The following is a 19,645-nucleotide window of genomic DNA, read 5'->3' as shown; positions in this document are numbered from 1 at the left end:
TGCTCATGAAGAGGAGACCAAGGAAATGGAAGAAGAAGGGTAGAATGAGGTGGAAGTGGATTAAGAAGAGAATAAGGAGACTCAAGAGACAAAGAAAGAAGGAGAGAGGACTTATCTAACGGAGATGCTAGATTTTTCTATATATTCTTTTTATTTTGAAACGAAGCTTGGAAAAACTCTCGTATTCGCTGATCCGCATTTAGGATTCGAACGATTTAGGGGGATCAATGTAAGGTCAAAGTTGGAGATAAAGCTTGCCAAATTTATAAATGAGGAGAAACCCGATGCAGTGATAATCCTTGGAGATGTCAAAGAAGATATAGGATTAAGTAAGTTCACTGAAAAAATCCTTTTAGATTTCTTCAGCTTGCTTAGAGATGTCCAGGTAATAATAACTAAAGGGAACCATGACGGAAAGATTGAGGAGGTCACGACAAAATTCGAGAACGTTAACGTAGTTGAATTCTTCCTGGATAAGGGGTTACTATTCGTTCATGGGCATAAAAATTTACCAAATGTCAAGTTCAAAAAGGTTATAATGGGACATATCCATCCTTCAATATTAATCTCAACTGAGAGTGGAGTCAGAAGAAAGGTTAAATGTTTCTTAAGGACATCAGATATTTTAGTTTTTCCGACAATAAATCCATTTTACGAGGGAATTAACTTTAGAGACGGTATAAAGATGTCTCCAATTTTAAAGAACTATAAAGAATTCGAGATAATAATCCCTCCAGGAATCTATCTCAAGAAAGTATCTATATAGAATATTTAGATATCAATATTTTATTTCGGCAAGGGTTTTATTTTCCCAAAGTACTCTATAGCTGGAGGGAGAAAAGTGATCCCTATCGATCCCTGGATCATTCTCACTTTAATCTTAGGTTTTGGAATGGCATGGGCTATAGGGGCCAATGATGCAGCTAACTCAATGAGTACGGCCGTTGGGGCAGGGGCGATAACTCCAAAACAAGCCGTTTTAATAGCTGGAGTCCTTGAATTTACGGGAGCTTATTTCTTTGGAAAAACCGTAACCGAAACTATAAGGAAAGGAATAATAGATCCTTCGAAAATATCCGACCCTAACGTCTTAATTTACGGATCTATTGCAGCGCTTCTAGGAGCAACTATCTGGCTAATAATAGCCACCAAATATGGGCTACCAGTATCAACTACCCACTCAATCATTGGAGGAATAGTAGGATATGGAATAATCTACGGGGGAATAGGGATAGTAAACTGGGATAAGATGGTGAGGGTTGTTCTAAGTTGGGTTTTATCCCCAATAGTAGGAGCGATATTCGCATTCTTAGTTTTCCGAGCGCTAAGAAGAACCGTACTTCAGAGCGAAGACCCTGTGAAAAGCGCAAAAAGGTGGTCCCCATTCTGGATTGGACTCGCATTTATAGTCATCGGAACCATGTTCTATATAAAAGTCCTTCATGGTAGTTCACTCTACATAGGAATACTCAAGTACGGAATTCCAACGGGGATAATAGTCTTTATAATAACCTCGATGCTTTTGAGGGTTAAGTTTCCAAATGTAGATCCATATCTTGGCGCTGAGGTCATATTTAGAAAGGTACAAGTTATAACCTCCGGATACGTAGCTTTAGCCCATGGGGCGAATGACGTTGCAAATGCCATTGGACCAGTAGCAGCCGTCTATACAATAGCAACTATGGGATTAGCTGGAGCTAAAGTCCCGGTTCCCAGATGGATACTTGCATTAGGAGGTCTCGGAATTGCAATAGGAGTAGCAACCTATGGCTATAGGGTTATGGAGACCGTTGGAAAGAAGATTACCGAATTGACAAACACGAGAGGATTTACAATAGATTTTTCAGCTGCAACGGTAGTTTTAATAGCTAGCTGGCTTGGAATGCCAATCTCAACAACCCATACAGTCGTTGGAGCTGTAATTGGGGTAGGATTAGCAAGGGGGGTAAAAGCAATAAATAAAAGCGTTGTAAAGGATATAATAATCTCCTGGTTCGTTACAGTTCCCGTTGCTGGAATAATTGCAGGGATAATATTCAAGGTGCTCCTGTTAATAGGGTGATAAAGATGCAAGTTTGGAAAAAGTTGTTCGCAAAAAGCCCATTCAAACCTCTCATAAGACACGCTGAAGTTGTAGTACAGACGGTAGAGACATTAGAGAAAGCCCTGGATTCCTGGGCCCGAGGGGATTATGAAAACATGAAAGAATATGCTAAGAAGGTAGATGATCTAGAGGATATAGCGGATAAGATAAAAAGCGAGCTTAGGGATAGCATAACTTCAAAACTGCTGATGCCAGTCCAAAGGACTGACATACTAGAGTACCTACACATGCAAGATAAAATAGCGGATGCGGCCGAGGATACCGCAAAGTGGCTACTGATAAAGAGAAATCTCGACAGCATCCCTAATGATATTAAGGATATAATTCTAAAGATGGGGAAGGAGAGTATTAAAGCAGCGAAATTAGTATATGAAGCGATAAAACAACTTGACAATGTTTTGGAGAGTGGATTTGCAGAAAAGGAAATAAAAAAGGAGTACAAGATAATTAAACAGATAGAAGAAGTGGAAAGCAAAATCGATGGGTTAGACTCTAAGTTGATGGAAATCGTATTTACGTCAGAACTTGACTGGAAAGACGGGTTATACATTCTTAATATAGCGAGAACGTTAAGTAATATTTCAGATAAAGCAAAAGATACAGCAGAGAGGATCAGAGTCCTGATGAACAAATGAATCAAATTGCTATCATAGTCGAGGTCATCTGAATTTCAGGCATTTTCCTTATTTTTTCAGTTATGAACTGATCAAGGTCTTTTAATGTATCCGTTTCAACCTTCACTATTAAATCATATTCTCCGTAAACTACATAAGCTTCTTTAACCTCTGGCATTGCCAATAGCTTTTCCATAACTTCCCTCTCCTTTCCTGCCGCAGTAACCATCAGGATAAAGGCCGTCACCATTCTTCATCACCAAAAAGAATTTACCTTCTTTAGGTATTTAAAGCTTGCTTTTGGCTTGAGGTTTCATAGTTGCCAAAACCGACATCCTAATAAAATTCCTGGATGGAGATTAAGGAGGTGAAGGGTGAATGACATTGAGGATTTACAACACTTTAACGAAGCAAAAGGAGGAGTTCAAACCCATAAATGAGGGAGAGGTAAGGATGTACGTTTGTGGGCCTACTGTTTATGATTACCCCCACCTAGGTCACGCGAGGACGTACATAGCCTTTGACGTTATAAGGAGATATCTTGAACATAAGGGATACAGCGTTCTAATGGTAATGAATTTTACAGATATAGATGATAAGATAATTAGAAGGGCCAAGGAAACAGGTGAGGATCCAGCGAAATTAGCTGAGAAATTCATAAAGGTGTTTTTAGAGGACATGAAAGCCCTGAAAGTTAAGCCGGCCGACATTTATCCAAGGGTTACGGAGCATATAGAGGATATAATTCAGTTCATAGAAAGATTAAAGGAGAAAGGATATGCATATGAGGGAAGTGATGGGGTTTACTTTGAAGTCCAGAAATTCAAAGAATATGGAAAGTTAAGCGGGGTTAAATTGGAAGAGCTCAGAAAGGGAGCGAGAGTTGAACCTGGGGAAGGAAAGAAAAATCCTGAAGATTTTGCTCTCTGGAAAAAAGCAAAGCCGGGAGAACCTAAGTGGGAGAGCCCTTGGGGGGAGGGAAGGCCTGGATGGCACATAGAGTGTTCAGTTATGAGTAGTAAATACCTAGGAGAGAGCTTTGATATACATGGTGGAGGAAATGACCTAATATTCCCTCACCATGAGAATGAGATAGCCCAGAGCGAAGCCTGCTTTGGTCACGAATGGGTCCATTATTGGCTTCATACGGGCTTTGTAATGGTCAAAGGGGAGAAGATGAGTAAGAGCTTGGGTAATTTCGTTACGGTGAGGGAACTACTACAAAGGTACAGTCCAGAAGTTATTAGATTCTTCGTCCTTCAAAAGCACTATCGCTCCCCTTTAGATTACAGCGAAGAGGGATTACAGCACGCCAAAAATAATCTGGAAAGACTCTATAACACGCTCGAAAACATAAGGATTGCAATGGAGAATGCGGAGCTCGCTTATACGTGGGATGAAAATGATTTTAAAGCTTACAATTCGATAAAAGAAGCCAGAAGAAAGTTTTATGAAGCTATGGATGATGATTTTAATACAGCGGAAGCATTAAAAGCCGTATTTGAGGTTAGCAATGCAATAAACAAATATATAACGGAAGCGGAGAAGCCAAAGGAATCAGTACTAAGAAAAGCATGGGAGTTCTTCAGAACCGTTGGAGAAATTTTCGGGATCTTTGAGGAATACTTCAAGGAGGAAAAGGCCAAAGAAGAAGAGAAGCTTATAGAGCTTTTAATTCAAGTTAGGGCCGAGCTTAGAAAGGAGAGGAAGTTTGAGCTTGCAGATAAAATTAGAGAAGAACTGAGAAAACTCGGAATACAGCTTGAAGACAAAGGAAAAGAAACGATATGGAAGAGAATAAAGGTATGATCAATCTTCGGGACCATAGATATACTGGAAGTTTAGGGTTATCAAGGTGTCTATCAATCCACTCTCTATGTTCTCCCTTATTTTAGGCAACACCTTCTTTAGTTCTTCCTGGGATAATGGCTTCTTATCCTTTAGCCTCTTAATTTTCCCATCATTCTTATCCAGGATTATTATATCATCACCCTCAAAATATAGGGGGAGATAGTTCATCTTGAATCCATAAAATTTTTCAGTAAATTCCATTCGTGCCCTGAGTAAGTTCAAATATTCAAACACATCCTCCATTATCTTCACCTCAAAGGACTTTAAGATACTTATGAACCTGGAAACTTAGGCCAACGTTCTTTTTTCCCATTATCCTAGCGGCCTCCCTATACAACTTCATGAGGTACTCCATCGAAATATCCATAGGTTCCTTTGGCTGTATCGCTAGGGGAGCAACCCCCTTTAGGAGGTTTGCATACCACTTAACGTTCTCCAGTTTTGTTTCTCTCGTGACAACGAGTTTTGCATAAACTTTTGCCCCGGCCTCTTTTAATATCTTTATGCTCTCAACCTCTTTAAGAACTAATCCCCTCCAATCTCTACTAGCCCTAGCACTCTCATCCTTTATGTCAACGCTCGCATAGTCAGTTAGGTAAGATACCCTCTTTATCAATTCCGGGTGTCCACCGTGGGTTTCAAGGAAATTATCAAAACCTAGCCCTTTCATCCTTTCCATGAGAATGTATAAACCCTCTATTTGAAGCGTCGGCTCTCCTCCAGTATAGCTTATGGAGTGTAAATCACCCGTATCTAATTTTAAGATTGCATCAACGACTTCATCAATACTTGCGGGATTTTCCCTGTATTCAAATCTCCCGGAGAAGGGTTCGACCTCTATCCTCCACTTCTTAACTTTGGAAGCATCTATAAATTGAGAAGAGTCGCACCAGATGCATCTAAGATCGCAACCTGCAAACCTCACAAATATTTGCCTCCTTCCAAATGCACTCCCAGGAACGCTACCTCCTTCACCCTGCCAGCTGTTAAAAACTTCTGCTAAAATTAGCTTTACCACTCCAATTCCACCCCGTTATCTTTTCCTTCCCACAGCACTACTCTTTTCAGCTTTACATAAGGCGGTAATTTATCCCTAATTCTCTCCCCTATCCAGAGTGCAATATTCTCGGTAGTTGGATTCTCAAAAATGTTATTAAGGTTCCTATGATCCAGTTCCTTCGTTATCTCTTCCACTATCTTCCTAAGTTCAAGGAAATCCATGACATAACCGTTCTTTATCTCCCCTTCAATGGCAACCTCAAGGAAGAAGGTATGCCCATGTACATCTTCCCAGTGATCCCCAACTTTAACAGCATGTGCAGCATCAAAACTCGTCCTAACTATTATTCTGCTCTTCATTAGAGCACCCTATGATAAAAAGGATAAGATAGGTAATTAAAGTTTAGGCCGAGTTATAAACCCTGGGAGAGAATCTTTGTTGTTACATCATTCCCTTCCTTATCGTAAATCCTGTAATAGCACTTGCATGGGAACTTCATTGCGGCCCTCCTTGCACCTTCGATGGCAAACTTAAGGTGTTGCCTGTTAACCCTAATGCTAAGTATCTTCTGATCCCTCTTAAGCCTGGCCGCAAGTCCTATCGGTTTTCCAAAGGGCCTCCTCATTCCATTTCCATAACGGTCGGCTTTCCTTCCGGTAGCCATCGGGTTCTCTCTTAGTACCTGGAAGGGATAAACCCTTATCTTGAAATGATAGTTACTCCTACCAACGTTCTTTTGAAGGTATCTGTTTACCTGCTGCCTAGCTGCTTCGAGAGCATTCTGCCTTATTTGAACTGGCTCAGCAGTGTGAAGGGCTACCTCGAACTCGAAGTCACCAGCCGGATTACCCATGTCGAAGATCGTTATCTTCGGTCCAGGGGCTCCCCTGATATATTCCCTCCTAGTATAAGCAGGCTTATCAACGTACCTGTCAATCTTAGCTGGTCTTAGGGCCATCTTCTCACCTCCTGGTGATAATGAAGCCTATTCCCTACCAGGTTTCTAGGCTTATAAAAGTTTTGGGATGAATGGGTTTATCCCAACATTGAGTCCAGGAAAAGCATGACGTAAAATCCCAAGAAGAAACCAAGCGTTACCAATTTCTCGTTCTCTTGCCTCTTATATATCTCCGGAATCATTTCTTTAACGGTGACGTAAAGCATTGCTCCACCTGCAAGTCCAAGACCATAGGGTAAGAATGACTTAAAGATTGAGAATAAGAATGCCCCTAATATCACCATTACCATCTCAGCAATACCACTTAGAGCTCCAAGGAGTATGGGCACTAGCCGCTTCTTTTGGATCGTTGCTAAGGGAAGGGAAACGACGGTACCCTCGGGGAAATCCTGAATCCCAATAGCTATCGCCGTTACGAGACCTGCATTTAAATTGTAAACTATAGATATCCCTACGGCTAGCCCTTCTGGGAGATTATGGATTATCACCGCTAGTACCACAAGCCACACCAGCTTAAGCTTCTCTTTGAACTCTTTAGGGCCTTCATACCCTTTAATAATGTGCTCGTGAGGTATAAAGTTATCAATTCCATATATTAAAAGAACCCCCAGGAAAATACCGATACCAGCGGGAGTAAAGCTTCCCGTTAGATCTATTGCTGGAAGTATTAGGCTCGTAAAGCTCGCTACTATCATCACTCCAGCGGCAAAAGACAAACTGACATCCATTCCCCAATCGGGCATCCTATTAGCAAAAATTGCTATTAAAGCTCCTAACGTCGTCATTAAAGCTACAAAAATACCAGCGTAAACTGCCACGATAATTAGGTTTCCATGAGATGCCAAAAGTAACCAAGAGGACAAGGTCGAGAGCAAGTTTTCGAGCATTTAGACTCCCAGGAACCATCTATTTATTGAACTTAAAAACCTTTTAGTGATGACAATTCCGATGAAAAAGTGGGTAACCAGGAAAATTATCTATATCTTAGCAACCTCAAAGCCCAAGTTAATTATTTTCTACCTTAAACTCGAAGACCAAGTCGAAACGCTTGTTCTCCAAGAGAAGTATGAAGTCTGGGCATTAGACTCTTTCCTTTCCTTCTTGGACTCTTAAATTTCATCTTATACAAACTGCTTAAAATTCCTCTTAAGAGTTGCTTTCTCATTATTGAGGGTTATTTTCTTGGGTAATCTCATTTTCGTTATTCGAGATATGTGTTTCCCCAATTTAAGGCTTGTCACGCTCACGCACCCTACAGCTAAAGTACCAGTAGAGCTCTTTTCAGCCTTATGCTAAACAAGGGATTTCTTCACGATGTCTTTAAATAGTTCTATAGAGGGTTTTCTCCCGGTCTCAAGGAGTCGATGCACTTTACACCCATTCTTTCTAGGTTAGATTTTATCCATGAAGGTACAGGCTCTAGTGATGCAAGCACAAAGGTCTTAGGCCTAAAATTCTGGAGATATCCCCTAATTTGTCGAAGAACTTCAGAGCTCCATTCATCAACAGGATCTTCCTTACATTCTATAAGGAGATCTATGGATTTCACCTCACTTATATCCTTAAAATGCCCTCTAGCTACTACAATATCCGGTCGGATGTGAACTCTCTTTCGTAAACATGCCGAGTAAATGAACCATTTCGGTAGGTTGAACCTCAAACCAACAAGTCACAATACCAATAGGAGAGGTAATAGCACAGGTTGGACTTGGGCTTCCCTGCCTAACCCACCAAATGGGTTTCTCTCCAAATTCCTCTTTTACCATAGCTCTCGCTTGGACAGCTTCACTTACTTTTTTCTTTCGAAAGCCTCGCCCTTTAGGGCGGGGATGCAGTAATCGAAAAACCAGCCTGAGGGTAGGAAAGCACATCGCCGAAAAGTTTTTAAATCAAACCATACTAGTATGGGGGTTATTAATGTCTCCGTTGATGATGAAGTCGAAAAGAAGTTCAGAGAACTCGTGGAGAGAAAATACGGAAAAATCAGAGGAGCTTTAGGTGTTGCGGTAACCGAAGCCATGAAACTCTGGATTAAAAAAGTCGAAAGCGAGGAAAAATGAAGCGAACAGTAACAGTAAAACTCCAGCCCTCAAAAGCCCAGGAAGAAACCCTCAAAGAGTTAGCCATTATTAGCTCTAAAGCTTGGAACAAAGTGAACTACCTTCGCAGGCAAGAATTCTTTGAAGGCAAACCTGTTGATTTCCTCAAAACCGAGAAGATAGTTTATGAAGAGTTTAAATCCGAAATCGGCTCAGCAACTGTTCAACAAATTTGTAGGAAGAATGCTGATGCTTGGCGTTCATTCTTCTCACTAATCAGGAGCAAGAGAAACGGAGAACTTCCAAAATGGTTCAAGCCAAAACCACCGGAGTACGTTAAGGAAGGGGGCTTAATCATTCTAAGAAACGACCAATACAAGATTGAGGGAAACAAGCTCATCCTCAAAGGCCTTGGAAAATTCAAGAGACTGGAAGTTCAGTTTAAGGGGAGAATCCACTTGAAGGGAAAGCAGGGAAGGTTAGAGATAACTTTCGACCCAATAAGGCGGAAGTGGTACGCTCACATTTCATACACGGTGAAGGAGAAACTTTATGGTGGAGAATGGGTTGAAGTCCTGAGACAACCCCTAGGCAACCTTTCAGCGGGAATAGACTTGGGAGTGAACAATCTAATGGCCGTTTATGTGGAGAATGGGGAGAGTTTTTTAGTTAATGGGAGACCGTTGAAAAGCATTGATTTTTACTGGAGGAAGAGGATTGCAGAGTACCAGTCAAAACTCAATAAAAGCGGGGTAAAGAAGGGTAGAAAGCTCTCTAAAATGCACCAGAAGGCCAAACTTCAGGCTAAACACTACATTAACACTGCCATTAGGAGAACCGTTGAGAAGCTTTACCACCTCGGAGTTTCCAGAATTGTGGTGGGCTATCCTAAAGGCATTAGCAGGAACTCTGATAAGGGTAAAAAGCAGAATTATCTCCTTTCCCACGTTTGGCGGTTTAATTACGTCATTAAACGCTTGAGAGAAGTTGCGGAAGAGTATGGTATTCAAGTTTTGATTGTGGATGAGGCTTTCACTTCTAAGCTTTGCCCCGTTTGCGGGAAGCCCCACAAGGGGCAAGGTTTGTTCGAGGACTATTTAAGTGTCCCGAGACGGGGCTTACCTTTAATGCCGACTTGGTTGGAGCTTTCAACATTTTGAAGAAGGTTGTGAAAACAATAACCCCGAGCCTGCCGGGTTTAACGGCAGGTAGGGGTAACTGGCCGAAGGCCCGGCCAGAGGGGTTGAGGAGTAAAAATGAGACCCCTCAAACCTCCCCGCACTTGGCGAGGGGTTGAATCGTTGGAACCCTCGCCGTTCACGGCGGGGAGAAGGTCAGAACCCATTTCAAACCAAGTTTTTTGAGAACCCTAATTATCACTTCATCGGGCTCAACGTTAAACCTGTAAAGGTTACTCTTCACTTTTAAATCGCTGGATCCAAACCCTTCGACTGGAGTTCCATACTTTCCTATCTCCAAGGAGATCCTCTCCTCGAGTCTTTCATTGCTAGGTATGAGATAAGCCCTGAGGAGAATAGCTTTCTCAAGTAAGTAGTCTATATGCCAATGAAGTTTTTTCCTTCTGCTGAAGTGCCTCAGAACTCTTTTTTCAAGGGAATTCATTCCGGAACCCACGTAGACGTAATATCCTCTCGTAAGCTCAAATTCTCTAGCTTTAGTCCTGACGACTTCATCCTTGTCAAGAAAAATAACTAAAAGATAAGAGCCCTTCATCATTCCGTTGTTACAGTCACGGAGTCTTTTTCAACTATTATTGTATGCTCGAACTGCGTGACCATTCCTCCCCTTATCTCCCTTAGCACAGGGTAACCGTACAAGGCCCCGGATCTCTCCAGGGATCTTAAGGCTAGTTTTAACTGCCCTTCGGGCATCTCTCCTTGCAACCACCTATAAGCAAAGGGAAGTGTCTTGTACTCCCTCTTTATCTTAGCAAGCAGAAACCTGGCTTGGGCCATCCTGACTGGGGCATCCCTGACGTACATGTATATTAACGTGGGGGGAACTTCTATAACTTGCCCCGCACCCGTTGTTGCAAAGGGTTCTATTGCAAAGACATCTCCTTCCTGGAGGACATAGTTATCGTGGGGTCTGTAGATATTGGGGATGCTTACCCCAGCATGAAGCTTGTACCTCTCTATTTTATGCCCACTAAGGTTTACAATGGGGTTAAAGCCTCTCTTCCTAATTTCATTTTCTATTGCTTTCCCGAGTTCTTTAACTTCGACACCGGCCCTTGCAACTGAAATTGCGCTTTCCAGGGCTTCTTTAGCAGCTTCCATAAGTTCATCAAAATCCATTCCAACCCTAACGGTTACAGCAGTATCAGCTATGTATCCATCTATATGAACTCCCAAATCTATCTTTAGATAGTCTCCCTCTTTGAGAACAGTTTGATCTCCCTTGTAAGGAGTGTAGTGGGCAGCGACCTCATTTAGGGAAAGGTTTGCCGGAAAAGCTGGCTTACCTCCAAGTTCAACTATTCTACTCTCAATTTTCTCTGCCAGTTCCAAGAGCGAAACTCCTGGCTTTGCAAGTTTAACGGCTTCTTCTCTAACCTTTTTAGCTATTTTACCGGCTTCAATAAGCTTGTCAACATCCATTAGATCACCCTAATTCCACGATTTGAAGATAAACTTATAAACCTAGAGGCCCGTTGGATTATCAATGAATACGGTTTTTACACCAAATTTTTCCTTTAAAACACCCATTAGAGCTTTGACTCCAAGGGTTTCTGTTGCATAATGTCCAGCGGCTATTACACTGACCCTAAGATCTTCAGCTACCCTGTAATCTTCATGGGTTATCTCACCAGTTATCAGGAGATCTGCTTTTCTACTTGCTTCCTCTATCGCGAATCCTCCACCTCCAGAGACCACTGCAATCCTCTTCACTTCCTGGAGTCCAAATTCATAGCTCTTTACATATTCTGCAGGTAATTTTTCAGCTAAGATTTGAGCAATTAACGGGAGTGGTTTAGGCTCGTCAAATTCGCCTATGTAACCGATCTTAACTCCATGGTATTCACCAAAAGGCTCCTTTGCTTCAAGGTTTAGGAGTTTTAATAGTTGAACATTGTTTCCCACTTCTGGGTGGGCATCCAGGGGGAGATGAACAGCGTAAAGGTTAATCCCAGCTACGAGTAACTCCTTTAACCTTTTAGCTATCAAGCCCCTCACGTAGGAAATGCCTCCCCATATTATCCCATGATGAACGATCAGCATGTCGGCGTTGAAGACCTTGGCCTTAAGTATAGTATCAAGCGATGCATCCACGGCAAAGGCTATAGTGTTGACTTCCTCTTTTCCCTCGACCTGAAGGCCGTTCTTTGACTTATCTGGGTAAGCCGATATGTTAAGGAACTCATCCAGGAAGGAAACTATCTCATCCCTATCCATACGTAATCCCCCGAAATATTTTTACACCAAATCAGACATTTAAGGGGTGGTCCTATGAGGGATCTATTCCCAGCGCTTAAGAAATTTAACGCATACCTGAACACAGCTGGATTGGGTTTACTCCCTCTAAACGTTCTAGAAGATATAGCGGAGTTTTTCTTGAGTATGCTTGCTTACAAGGATGGTATAAATGCAGTGGAAGTTATGGATACCATTTATCTAGAACCAACACTTAAGGAAGCTGCTAAACTTATGAAGACTTCACATAGGAATATAACCCTAAGCCTACAGACAACGGATGGACTAAAGAGGGCTTTACTGGCCCTCAAGCCTAAAAGAGGTATGAATATCGTATCCTTCGACCTTGAATTTCCAACGATCTCAGCGATAGTAAACAGTTACAGTAAGCTCACAGGGATAAAAGTCAAGGTTATTAAAAATAATGGGGGGATTTACGATTTAAGCGATGTAGAAAAGGCCGTAGATGATAACACATTTGCAGTCGTCTTTAGCGATGTCCAATGGATAACCGGACAAAGGATGCCTACAAAAGAGATAGCGGAAATCGCCCATGAGCATGGAGCTTGGGTTATCGTCGATGCCGTACAATCCCTGGGAGCTCTCGAGGTTTATCCCGAGAAGATGGGAGTTGATATCCTAGTCGCGGGAGGAGAGAAATGGTTACTTAACCCAAACATGGGAAGTGGAGTCATGTTCCTCTCGAATAGATTCATAGAGGAAAGCAAACCTGTTCTAGGATTGCTAAATACGGAACCTCCAGTTCCCTGGTCGGAGTGGTGGGGAGATAAGGATAAGGATCTTTGGGAAATGCTCCCAGTTAGAAAAGATGCAAGAAAGTTAGATCCAGGGACTCCTCCATATCTAGCTGCTGTAGCCCTTAAAGCTTCCCTTGAGTTAATTAACGATGTTGGGATTAAGAAAATAGAAAGAAATAACCTAAGGTTAGCTGAGAGGGTTAAGGAATGGGCAAACGAGAAGGGATTTAAAACGCTTGGTAGCTCTCAGATAGTTTTAATTATGGGACTTGACTTTGAAGAGGAGAAAAAGATTGTTAACAAACTGAAGGAGGATAAGATTATAGTTTCCCAGAGAGGAGCAAAGGGAATCCATGGGATCAGGGTCTCGCCGCACTTCTATAACAATAAAGATGATATAGAGAAGTTTGCTGAAGGGATGGAGTCTCTTCTTTAGCTTTTCCTTTTTGAGAGCCAATAAAGAGCTTTAGCTGCTCTTTCTGGGGTGGGGAAGTTCTTTATGTCATGATCATTCAGCAGTTTTACCCCATTTGCAACCAGCTCCCCGGACATGAAATTCACTATTATCGGTTTATCGCACTTAGCCTCTATTATCGCTCTAGCGATCTCTTCACTTGGGATGAATATCGGGGGGACGCATATGACTAGGAGAGAATCCACGTTCTCATCTTGGCATACGATCTCTATCGTTCTCTTGTACCTCTCGTAATCCGCATCGGCTATGAGGTCTATGGGGTTCTTAGTTGAGCACTGGGGAGGTAGGAATTCCCTTAGTTTCTTAACCGTATCCTCGGAGAGTTGGGCAATTTCTAAGCCTAACTTTTCAAGCTTGTCAGTAGCTAAAACCCCAGGGCCGCCTGAGTTCGTTATTACTGCAACTCTAGATCCAGCCTCCTTATACATCTCAAAGGCCTTTGCAGCATCGAAAAGCTCTTCCATCTCTTCAACTTCAATTGCATTAGCCTGCTTAAAGGCAGCCTGATATATCTCATAGCTACCTGCAAGGGAACCTGTATGACTTTGAGCTGCTTTAGCTCCACTCTTGCTCTTCCCGGCCTTAAGTATTATCACGGGCTTTTTTGAGGTGGCATATTTTAGGGCCTCAAAGAACTTTCTTCCATCTTTAACGCCCTCTATGTAGAGGGCTATAACTTTGGTATTTTCATCATCCGCAAAGTATCTTAGAAAATCACTCTCATCAAGATCCGCAGCGTTCCCATAGCTTACGAAAGCTGAAAAGCCAACGTTCTCTTCATTTCCCATAGCTAAGGCCGCTCCACCGAAAGCACCACTCTGGCTTATCAAGGCGAGACCCCCAGGATTAACGCGAACTTCAAAAGAGCCAAAGAACTTACCGTGAACACCAAAGATACCGGCACAGTTAGGCCCTATTATCCTTATTCCGGACTCCTTAGCGGCCCTAATTAATTCCTCCTCGAGTTCAACGTTTCCTACCTCTGAGAAGCCTGCAGATATTACAACAGCACCTTTAGTTAAACCTTTTAGCTCCCTTATAAGCCCAGGAACGAGTTTAGCTGGAATGACGATTATTGAAACATCAACGAACTCATCAAGCTTTCTTTTAATGATAAATCTCCTTCCAGAAACTTCTACTTCTCCTCCTTTTGGATTGACAGGAATTATCTTCCCTTCGAATCCTCCCTCAACTATGTTCCTAAGTATCTCCCTTGCTATCGAGCCCTTTCTAAACGATCCGAAGATTGCGACGCTCTTTGGGTAAAAGAAATAATCCATGGAGATTCACCTCCTCCTCGTAATTGTTTTTAATTTTATCACGGTTTTAAACTTGATGAAGAGGTTCAAGAAAGTTGTCGTTGGTGGAACATTCGACAGGCTTCACCTAGGGCATAAGGCCCTACTTAGGAAGGCGTTCGAGGTTGGAAAAATAGTCTACATAGGTTTAACTTCCGACGAAATGGTCAAAGAAAAGCCCTATGCGGAGAAGATACTCCCATATGAAAGGAGGCTCAAGGATTTAATAGAATTCCTGGAGGTTAACAATTTCAAGGGTTATAGGATAATAAAGATAAACAATGCAATAGGGTTCACGACTGAGATAAGGAGCCTTGAGGCCATTGTAGTTAGCGAAGAGACTTATAAAGGGGCATTAATTGTGAACAGGGCGAGGGAGGAGGTAGGCCTTAAGCCCCTAGAGATAATAGTGATACCGATAATCAAAAGTAAGTTGGGATGTAAGATAAGTTCTTCCCTAATAAGGGCTGGATTGATAGATCCCTTTGGAAATCCGATGAAGCCCAGGAGTTGAACGATAGTCAACATTTTCAAGCTAATATTTATAAATTGGAAATTAAACTATTTATCGTATGATAACAGCAACGATAAAGAGAAATCTCTTTAAAGAAATATCAAAGTTAATACCAGAAATTAAAGATTCGCTTAATTATGGTATTCCCCATATTATTGGTGAAATAACCCAAGGAGAGGGTATCTTTCTTCAAATAGTGACATATGCAGATAAAGAACAGCAATTAATCGTAAATGATGAGAGTAAAATATGTTTTATACTGCCAGTTAAAGAAACTAAAGCATATAAACTATTCATCGATGTACTAAATTTGATAGAAAACAGGGGACTAAAACCGGGGTCAACTATAATGGGTGACCTTAAATCTAGGCTCGAGAAATTAGGCTATAAGGTTGTTTGGATCACTCCAATGCATGATTTCGTTGAAGTAATAACCGTTAAAGGTGGAGAGAGGTATAGGATGAAATTTGAAGAGCTCCATTTAAACGAGTTCAAGCTGGTTTCGATTAATGAGATTTAGCTTTCCAGTCCTTGCAGTTAATGTCGAGGCATATTTCGAATTCTCTCCCATCCTCTTCCCTGATTATAACTACCGGAGCACCATTACAGCACGTCTTATTGGTAGGTATTATTTCTCCCCTCTGAAGGATCGGATAAGTTACATCGCACTTCGGCCAATTTGAGCATCCAACGAACCTCTTTCCTGTCTTCTTGTTGTACTTAACTATTAAATCCCCGCCACACTTTGGACACTTACCAACTACAAGGGGCTTAACTTCATCCTCACCAACGACGATTTTAGCGAGTTCTATACCTATCTCCAGTTCTCTCTTTTTAAACTCCTCCAGGATCTTGGTAAGCCTCTCTTTGGCTTCCTCTATTACCTCCTCCTTAGTGAGCCTCCCTTCCATTATCAACTCCATCTTCTTCTCGAATTCCCTAGTTAATTCAACACTTATGATCTCGGGAACGTACTTCTCCAACGTTTCTATAACTTTCATCCCGAGAGGTGTAACTTTAATGCTCTTCTTACCTTCAATGTAACCCCTCTGATAAAGGGTTTCAAGGATTTGAGCTCTGGTAGCTTTAGTCCCAAGGCCAAGATCTTCCATCTTCTTTATCACGGCAGCGGGAGAATACCTGGCAGGAGGTTTAGTTTTCTTCTTTTCTCTTTTAACTTGAATTACCTTTATCCTCTCACCAATAAAGAATTCAGGGAGCGTAACTTCCTCGAATTTCACATATTTCCCATAGACACTTAGCCAACCTTTTTTAACCGTTCTCCCACCCGACAAGAAAAATTTATGGGGGCCGGCCCTTATGGTAACCTTTACACTTTCCCTAATCGCTGGTTCCATAAATACAGCTAGGAACCTTCTGACTATCATATCATATAATTTTTCTTCATCTTTCGTTAGATCCCCCGGCCTAGGAATTTCTCCCGTTGGATAAATAGCGGGATGAGCGGGATCTTCCTTTTTCCCCTCAACTGGTTTAAGTTCTGGTAATCCCAGTAGGATATGAGCATAAGGCCTATACTGAGGCATCTTTGCAAGATTTTGAATTATCATCCTAAAGTTGATGTTCCTGGGTAACTTCTGGCTTTCGGTTCTCGGATAGCTCGAGAATCCTTTTTCATATAGGCTCTGAGCTATGTCAAGAGTTTTCTTAGGGCTAAAGCCAAAAGCTGAGTAGGCTTCTCTTTGAAGTGTACCGAGATCAAAGGGATGAGGGGGAGTTCTCTTCTGTCTTTTTATCTCTACATTAGAAACTCTTGGGATGCTCTTTTTAACCTCTAAAACTATTCTCTTTCCCTCTTCCTCTTCCCATATCTTGTCTTTTTCATAGTTGGCAGTAAATTTTTGACCGTTTTTCTCAAATATCAGTTTGATAACCCAGTAAGGCCTTGGAACAAAACTCTGTATTTCTCTTTCCCTTTCAACTAGGAACTTTAGAGTTGGCCCCTGAACCCTACCGGTGCTTAGCACCACCCACTTACCCGAAGCCTTCTTTATAGCATGCGTTAAGGCCCTTGAGAGGTTCACCCCCCAGTACCAGTCTAGGATATGTCTCGCGATTCCAGCATTTGCCATCCCAAAGTTTATCGTTGGCTCGAGATTTCGCCAAGCATTCAATAGATCTCTCTTGGTCAATGCTGAAAACTTCATCCTCTTAGCAACCCTAGGATCAACGCCACAAGCGTATTTCAGGGCCGTGTAACCTATAACTTCTCCCTCAGTATCGTAGTCACATGCAACTATGAACTCTCTCACCCTCTTAGCAAGAACCGAGAGGGCTTTAATATACTCCCTTGCGTACTCCTTACCCTTTTCGGCTATGTAAACTGGAACCCACTCAATGTCGAATATTGGATAACCAAATACATCCCGCTTGGGGGCTAAACCATAGAGGTGACCAACTGCGGAAGCTACTATTAGCTTTTTCCCCTCCCTGAAAATTTCATAGTAGGGAACGCCGAAGAGAGACTTCTTTATTGGCCTCCTCTCTGAAAGTGCCCCAGCTATCTTCCTTGCAACATTTGGTTTTTCCGCTATTATTAAGATCATTGCTTCCTTTCCTCCTCGGCCTTTCTTCTGAGCTCCTTCACTCGCTCAATTCTGTACTCTTCTATTACTCTTAAAATCCCCTCAAGCTCTTTCCTTCTCTCTTCTTCTTCAAATTCTTTTATCTTTTCTTCAATTGCCCTTTCAAGTTCTTTTCTTTTAACGACAACGAATTCATCCAGCCTTATAACGTTTATATCTTCCCCTTCTATTAATATTGGAATTCTCTCCCGCCAGAACTCCTGAGCTATTATAGCTGGCACCTGGTTTTGAGATATCAACGCCCTTATCTTCTTGTTAATCAAATACTCGGCTATCCTTTTTCCAGCTCCAGCGGGATTTACAACGTACAGCACATCTCCTTTCTTTATGCCTATTTCCTCCTCTAACTTCTCTATATCTCGCCAAGTAAGAGTTTCTAAAGCTTTAAGTGGCATAACCTTACCGCTGAGTTCTAGCCTTCTCATTTTCTTTGTCTGTGCTAACTTTCTAGCTAGAATATCGACTTTTCTCTTTTCTTCCCTAAGTTTCCTCTCAAGGATTGCAATTCTCTCGTCTCTGGCCCTTATTTCCCTCTCCTTAAGGACCTTAAATCTAACTCTCTCATCGAATTCCTCGAGCTTCCTTTCAAGTTTTTCAATTATTTTTCTCTGTTCCTCTATAATAGCCTTAAGCTCAGAGTTTTCCCTCTCTAGCTCTTCTACAGTTCTCTCAAGCTCTTCTATTCTCTTTAAGTAAGGTTTTATATCCACGCTTTCCTCTCTTTCAGTTACTACTTCTTCCCTTGGTTTCTCCTGGGTCTTAACTTTCATTATAGCTTCTCCTAGGCTGTAACCAGATAGAATTAGGGCTTTTATCTCGTTTCTCTTCTTCCAAAGACCAAGTTCCTTGAGTCTAGCCTCTATATGCTCCAGCTTGGGTTTGTATCTTAGATAAGCTTTGTAAGCGGCGGCTAAGGCATCTCGTTGATGATCATCGCTAACGCTAATCCCTAAATTTTTCAGAAGCTCGTTCTTCTCCTCAACTTTCAGACTTTCCCTGGGAACGAAAAGCTGGGCTTTAAAAGATCTTGCTATTTTTTCAACGAGTCCAGGAGCAGGATTCACATCGGTAGCGACTATTATGGGATGACCAAGCTCACTTATGAACCTAACAATCTCACTTAGGGCCATGTTCTTCTCACTGTAAACGGATATAATGTTACCGTCCAGATCTATAGCAGCTATCCCAACAGTTATCCCAGGATCCAATCCCACTATTATACTCTTCCTCTCCTCTATTGCGGTTTCAGCTTTTAGGGGTACGAATTCCAGCACTTTTCTCTCAACGGGTTGAATTCTTATCTCAACATCTCCTCCTCTCATCGGTTTTACAAGCCCTGCTAGCTCTTCTCTACCAGCGTAAACTCTAAACTCACCCCTTGAGACGCCATAATCTCTTTCCTCAATTTCCAAATCAAATGGAATATCCGCCCTTCTTAAAGCCTCTTCAATTTCCCTGACCTTTGCCTGGATTAAGCTGTGAACCCTTCTCCTATATCTATCTTGGCTCCATCCTCCTTTTCCCTGGCTTCTTCCACGAGTTACCGTTATTAACACTTCATCCTCGAAAGCTAAAACTTCATATCCTACTCCCTTCGAGGCTAGAAGGGCCGAAACTTTTGCTTCCTCGTATGGATCAAACTTGTCCCCAACTCTTATTCCGTATTCCCTTGCAAGACTCCAGAGGGATTTTTGTTCTCCTGGCCTTCCCGTAACTTGAACTAATTTAGTCCCCTCAGGAAGTTCTCTTAAGAACCTCTTAAGATCATTACCAAGCTCGGTAACACTATCTATTGCAACGATATCGGGTCTTTTTGATCTAATGAACTTTAAGAGTCGGTAAAGGGTAAATTCTCCCTTTTTCTCAATTTTTCCATTGAACCAGCTTACTACTGCGAATTTTTTTGGATTTTCGCTGATTATATCTATCCCTATAATAAGGATAGTCACCACCTCTCCCCAGGAAATATATTAAGTCTTCATTTTGAAGAAATA

Annotated in this window: 20 protein-coding genes and 1 pseudogene; 9 read left to right on the top strand and 12 right to left on the bottom strand. The window is 41.9% G+C overall.

Annotated features, from left to right (window positions below):
• Positions 1 to 124: 124 nt before the first annotated feature.
• The 3 genes from PH_RS03010 to PH_RS03000 all read left to right on the top strand — a co-directional run bounded on the left by PH_RS03010 (position 125) and on the right by PH_RS03000 (position 2,739).
• Positions 125 to 766, top strand: coding sequence for a metallophosphoesterase (locus tag PH_RS03010; protein WP_010884739.1), 642 nt, complete (start codon positions 125 to 127; stop codon positions 764 to 766).
• A 126-nt stretch (positions 767 to 892) separates the two neighbouring features.
• Positions 893 to 2,062 carry an inorganic phosphate transporter gene (locus tag PH_RS03005; protein ID WP_231833713.1) on the top strand — a complete coding sequence of 390 codons (1,170 nt, stop codon included), beginning with the start codon at positions 893 to 895 and terminating at the stop codon, positions 2,060 to 2,062.
• Positions 2,063 to 2,067: 5 nt separating this feature from the next.
• On the top strand, positions 2,068 to 2,739 hold the full coding sequence (locus PH_RS03000) for a TIGR00153 family protein (RefSeq protein ID WP_048053179.1): 672 nt from the start codon (positions 2,068 to 2,070) through the stop codon (positions 2,737 to 2,739).
• 1 nt (position 2,740) lies between these two features.
• Here PH_RS03000 and PH_RS02995 read toward each other — a convergent pair whose 3' ends face one another.
• Positions 2,741 to 2,968 carry an Lrp/AsnC family transcriptional regulator gene (locus PH_RS02995; RefSeq protein WP_010884736.1) on the bottom strand — a complete coding sequence of 76 codons (228 nt, stop codon included), beginning with the start codon at positions 2,966 to 2,968 and terminating at the stop codon, positions 2,741 to 2,743.
• A gap of 128 nt (positions 2,969 to 3,096) precedes the next feature.
• On the opposite strand from PH_RS02995, the gene cysS reads away from it, so the two are divergent.
• The gene (gene cysS / locus PH_RS02990) at positions 3,097 to 4,527 is read left to right on the top strand and encodes a cysteine--tRNA ligase (RefSeq protein ID WP_010884735.1); all 1,431 of its coding nucleotides are present in this window, start codon (positions 3,097 to 3,099) and stop codon (positions 4,525 to 4,527) included.
• Here cysS and PH_RS02985 read toward each other — a convergent pair whose 3' ends face one another.
• The 5 genes from PH_RS02985 to PH_RS02965 form a co-directional block, all read right to left on the bottom strand.
• Positions 4,528 to 4,812 carry a hypothetical protein gene (locus tag PH_RS02985; RefSeq protein ID WP_048053178.1) on the bottom strand — a complete coding sequence of 95 codons (285 nt, stop codon included), beginning with the start codon at positions 4,810 to 4,812 and terminating at the stop codon, positions 4,528 to 4,530. It lies immediately after the preceding gene.
• A 10-nt stretch (positions 4,813 to 4,822) separates the two neighbouring features.
• The gene (locus PH_RS02980) at positions 4,823 to 5,587 is read right to left on the bottom strand and encodes a 7-carboxy-7-deazaguanine synthase QueE (protein WP_010884733.1); all 765 of its coding nucleotides are present in this window, start codon (positions 5,585 to 5,587) and stop codon (positions 4,823 to 4,825) included.
• Positions 5,581 to 5,928, bottom strand: coding sequence for a 6-pyruvoyl trahydropterin synthase family protein (locus PH_RS02975; protein WP_010884732.1), 348 nt, complete (start codon positions 5,926 to 5,928; stop codon positions 5,581 to 5,583). The genes PH_RS02980 and PH_RS02975 overlap by 7 nt, the downstream gene beginning before the upstream one ends.
• A 53-nt stretch (positions 5,929 to 5,981) precedes the next feature.
• The gene (locus PH_RS02970) at positions 5,982 to 6,527 is read right to left on the bottom strand and encodes a 50S ribosomal protein L16 (protein WP_010884731.1); all 546 of its coding nucleotides are present in this window, start codon (positions 6,525 to 6,527) and stop codon (positions 5,982 to 5,984) included.
• Positions 6,528 to 6,604: 77 nt separating this feature from the next.
• Positions 6,605 to 7,414, bottom strand: coding sequence for a ZIP family metal transporter (locus tag PH_RS02965; RefSeq protein WP_010884730.1), 810 nt, complete (start codon positions 7,412 to 7,414; stop codon positions 6,605 to 6,607).
• A 1,017-nt stretch (positions 7,415 to 8,431) separates the two neighbouring features.
• Here PH_RS02965 and PH_RS09870 point away from each other — a divergent pair.
• Together PH_RS09870 and PH_RS02960 are read left to right on the top strand one after the other, a co-directional pair.
• Positions 8,432 to 8,587, top strand: a complete 156-nt coding sequence (locus PH_RS09870) for a hypothetical protein (RefSeq protein ID WP_010884685.1) — start codon at positions 8,432 to 8,434, stop codon at positions 8,585 to 8,587.
• A pseudogene (locus tag PH_RS02960) lies at positions 8,584 to 9,863 on the top strand (RNA-guided endonuclease InsQ/TnpB family protein). Before PH_RS09870 ends, PH_RS02960 begins: the two are co-directional and overlap by 4 nt.
• A 20-nt stretch (positions 9,864 to 9,883) precedes the next feature.
• On the opposite strand, the gene PH_RS02955 reads toward PH_RS02960, so the two are convergent.
• The 3 genes from PH_RS02955 to PH_RS02945 are packed head-to-tail and all read right to left on the bottom strand — an operon-like array spanning position 9,884 to position 11,982.
• Positions 9,884 to 10,300, bottom strand: a complete 417-nt coding sequence (locus PH_RS02955; RefSeq protein WP_048053177.1) for a GIY-YIG nuclease family protein — start codon at positions 10,298 to 10,300, stop codon at positions 9,884 to 9,886.
• Entirely contained in the window at positions 10,300 to 11,187 is an 888-nt protein-coding gene (gene map / locus PH_RS02950) for a type II methionyl aminopeptidase (protein ID WP_010884726.1), read from the bottom strand. The genes PH_RS02955 and map overlap by 1 nt, the downstream gene beginning before the upstream one ends.
• A gap of 42 nt (positions 11,188 to 11,229) precedes the next feature.
• Positions 11,230 to 11,982 (bottom strand): Nif3-like dinuclear metal center hexameric protein, encoded by a 753-nt coding sequence (locus PH_RS02945; RefSeq protein ID WP_010884725.1) that lies wholly within the window; start codon positions 11,980 to 11,982, stop codon positions 11,230 to 11,232.
• 54 nt (positions 11,983 to 12,036) lie between these two features.
• Between PH_RS02945 and PH_RS02940 the strand changes: the two genes are divergently transcribed.
• Positions 12,037 to 13,194 carry an aminotransferase class V-fold PLP-dependent enzyme gene (locus PH_RS02940; protein WP_010884724.1) on the top strand — a complete coding sequence of 386 codons (1,158 nt, stop codon included), beginning with the start codon at positions 12,037 to 12,039 and terminating at the stop codon, positions 13,192 to 13,194.
• On the opposite strand, the gene PH_RS02935 is transcribed toward PH_RS02940, so the two are convergent.
• Positions 13,191 to 14,513: an acetate--CoA ligase family protein gene (locus PH_RS02935; RefSeq protein WP_010884723.1), complete on the bottom strand. Its 1,323-nt coding sequence runs from the start codon at positions 14,511 to 14,513 to the stop codon at positions 13,191 to 13,193. The two genes, PH_RS02940 and PH_RS02935, sit on opposite strands and share 4 nt — an antisense overlap.
• A 52-nt stretch (positions 14,514 to 14,565) precedes the next feature.
• On the opposite strand from PH_RS02935, the gene coaD reads away from it, so the two are divergent.
• Positions 14,566 to 15,045, top strand: coding sequence for a phosphopantetheine adenylyltransferase (gene coaD, locus PH_RS02930; protein ID WP_173026571.1), 480 nt, complete (start codon positions 14,566 to 14,568; stop codon positions 15,043 to 15,045).
• Positions 15,046 to 15,103: 58 nt separating this feature from the next.
• Entirely contained in the window at positions 15,104 to 15,565 is a 462-nt protein-coding gene (locus PH_RS02925; protein ID WP_010884721.1) for a hypothetical protein, read from the top strand.
• Here PH_RS02925 and topA read toward each other — a convergent pair.
• On the bottom strand, positions 15,552 to 17,612 hold the full coding sequence (gene topA / locus PH_RS02920) for a DNA topoisomerase I (protein ID WP_010884720.1): 2,061 nt from the start codon (positions 17,610 to 17,612) through the stop codon (positions 15,552 to 15,554). The two genes, PH_RS02925 and topA, sit on opposite strands and share 14 nt — an antisense overlap.
• Positions 17,609 to 19,600 (bottom strand): DUF460 domain-containing protein, encoded by a 1,992-nt coding sequence (locus PH_RS02915; RefSeq protein WP_231833712.1) that lies wholly within the window; start codon positions 19,598 to 19,600, stop codon positions 17,609 to 17,611. Before PH_RS02915 ends, topA begins: the two co-directional genes overlap by 4 nt.
• Positions 19,601 to 19,645: the final 45 nt, after the last annotated feature.

Source organism: Pyrococcus horikoshii OT3 (assembly GCF_000011105.1).
GTDB classification, from domain to species: domain Archaea; phylum Methanobacteriota_B; class Thermococci; order Thermococcales; family Thermococcaceae; genus Pyrococcus; species Pyrococcus horikoshii.
The sequence above is the reverse complement of the archived record's forward strand: the minus strand, read 5'-3'. Positions and strand labels throughout refer to the sequence as shown.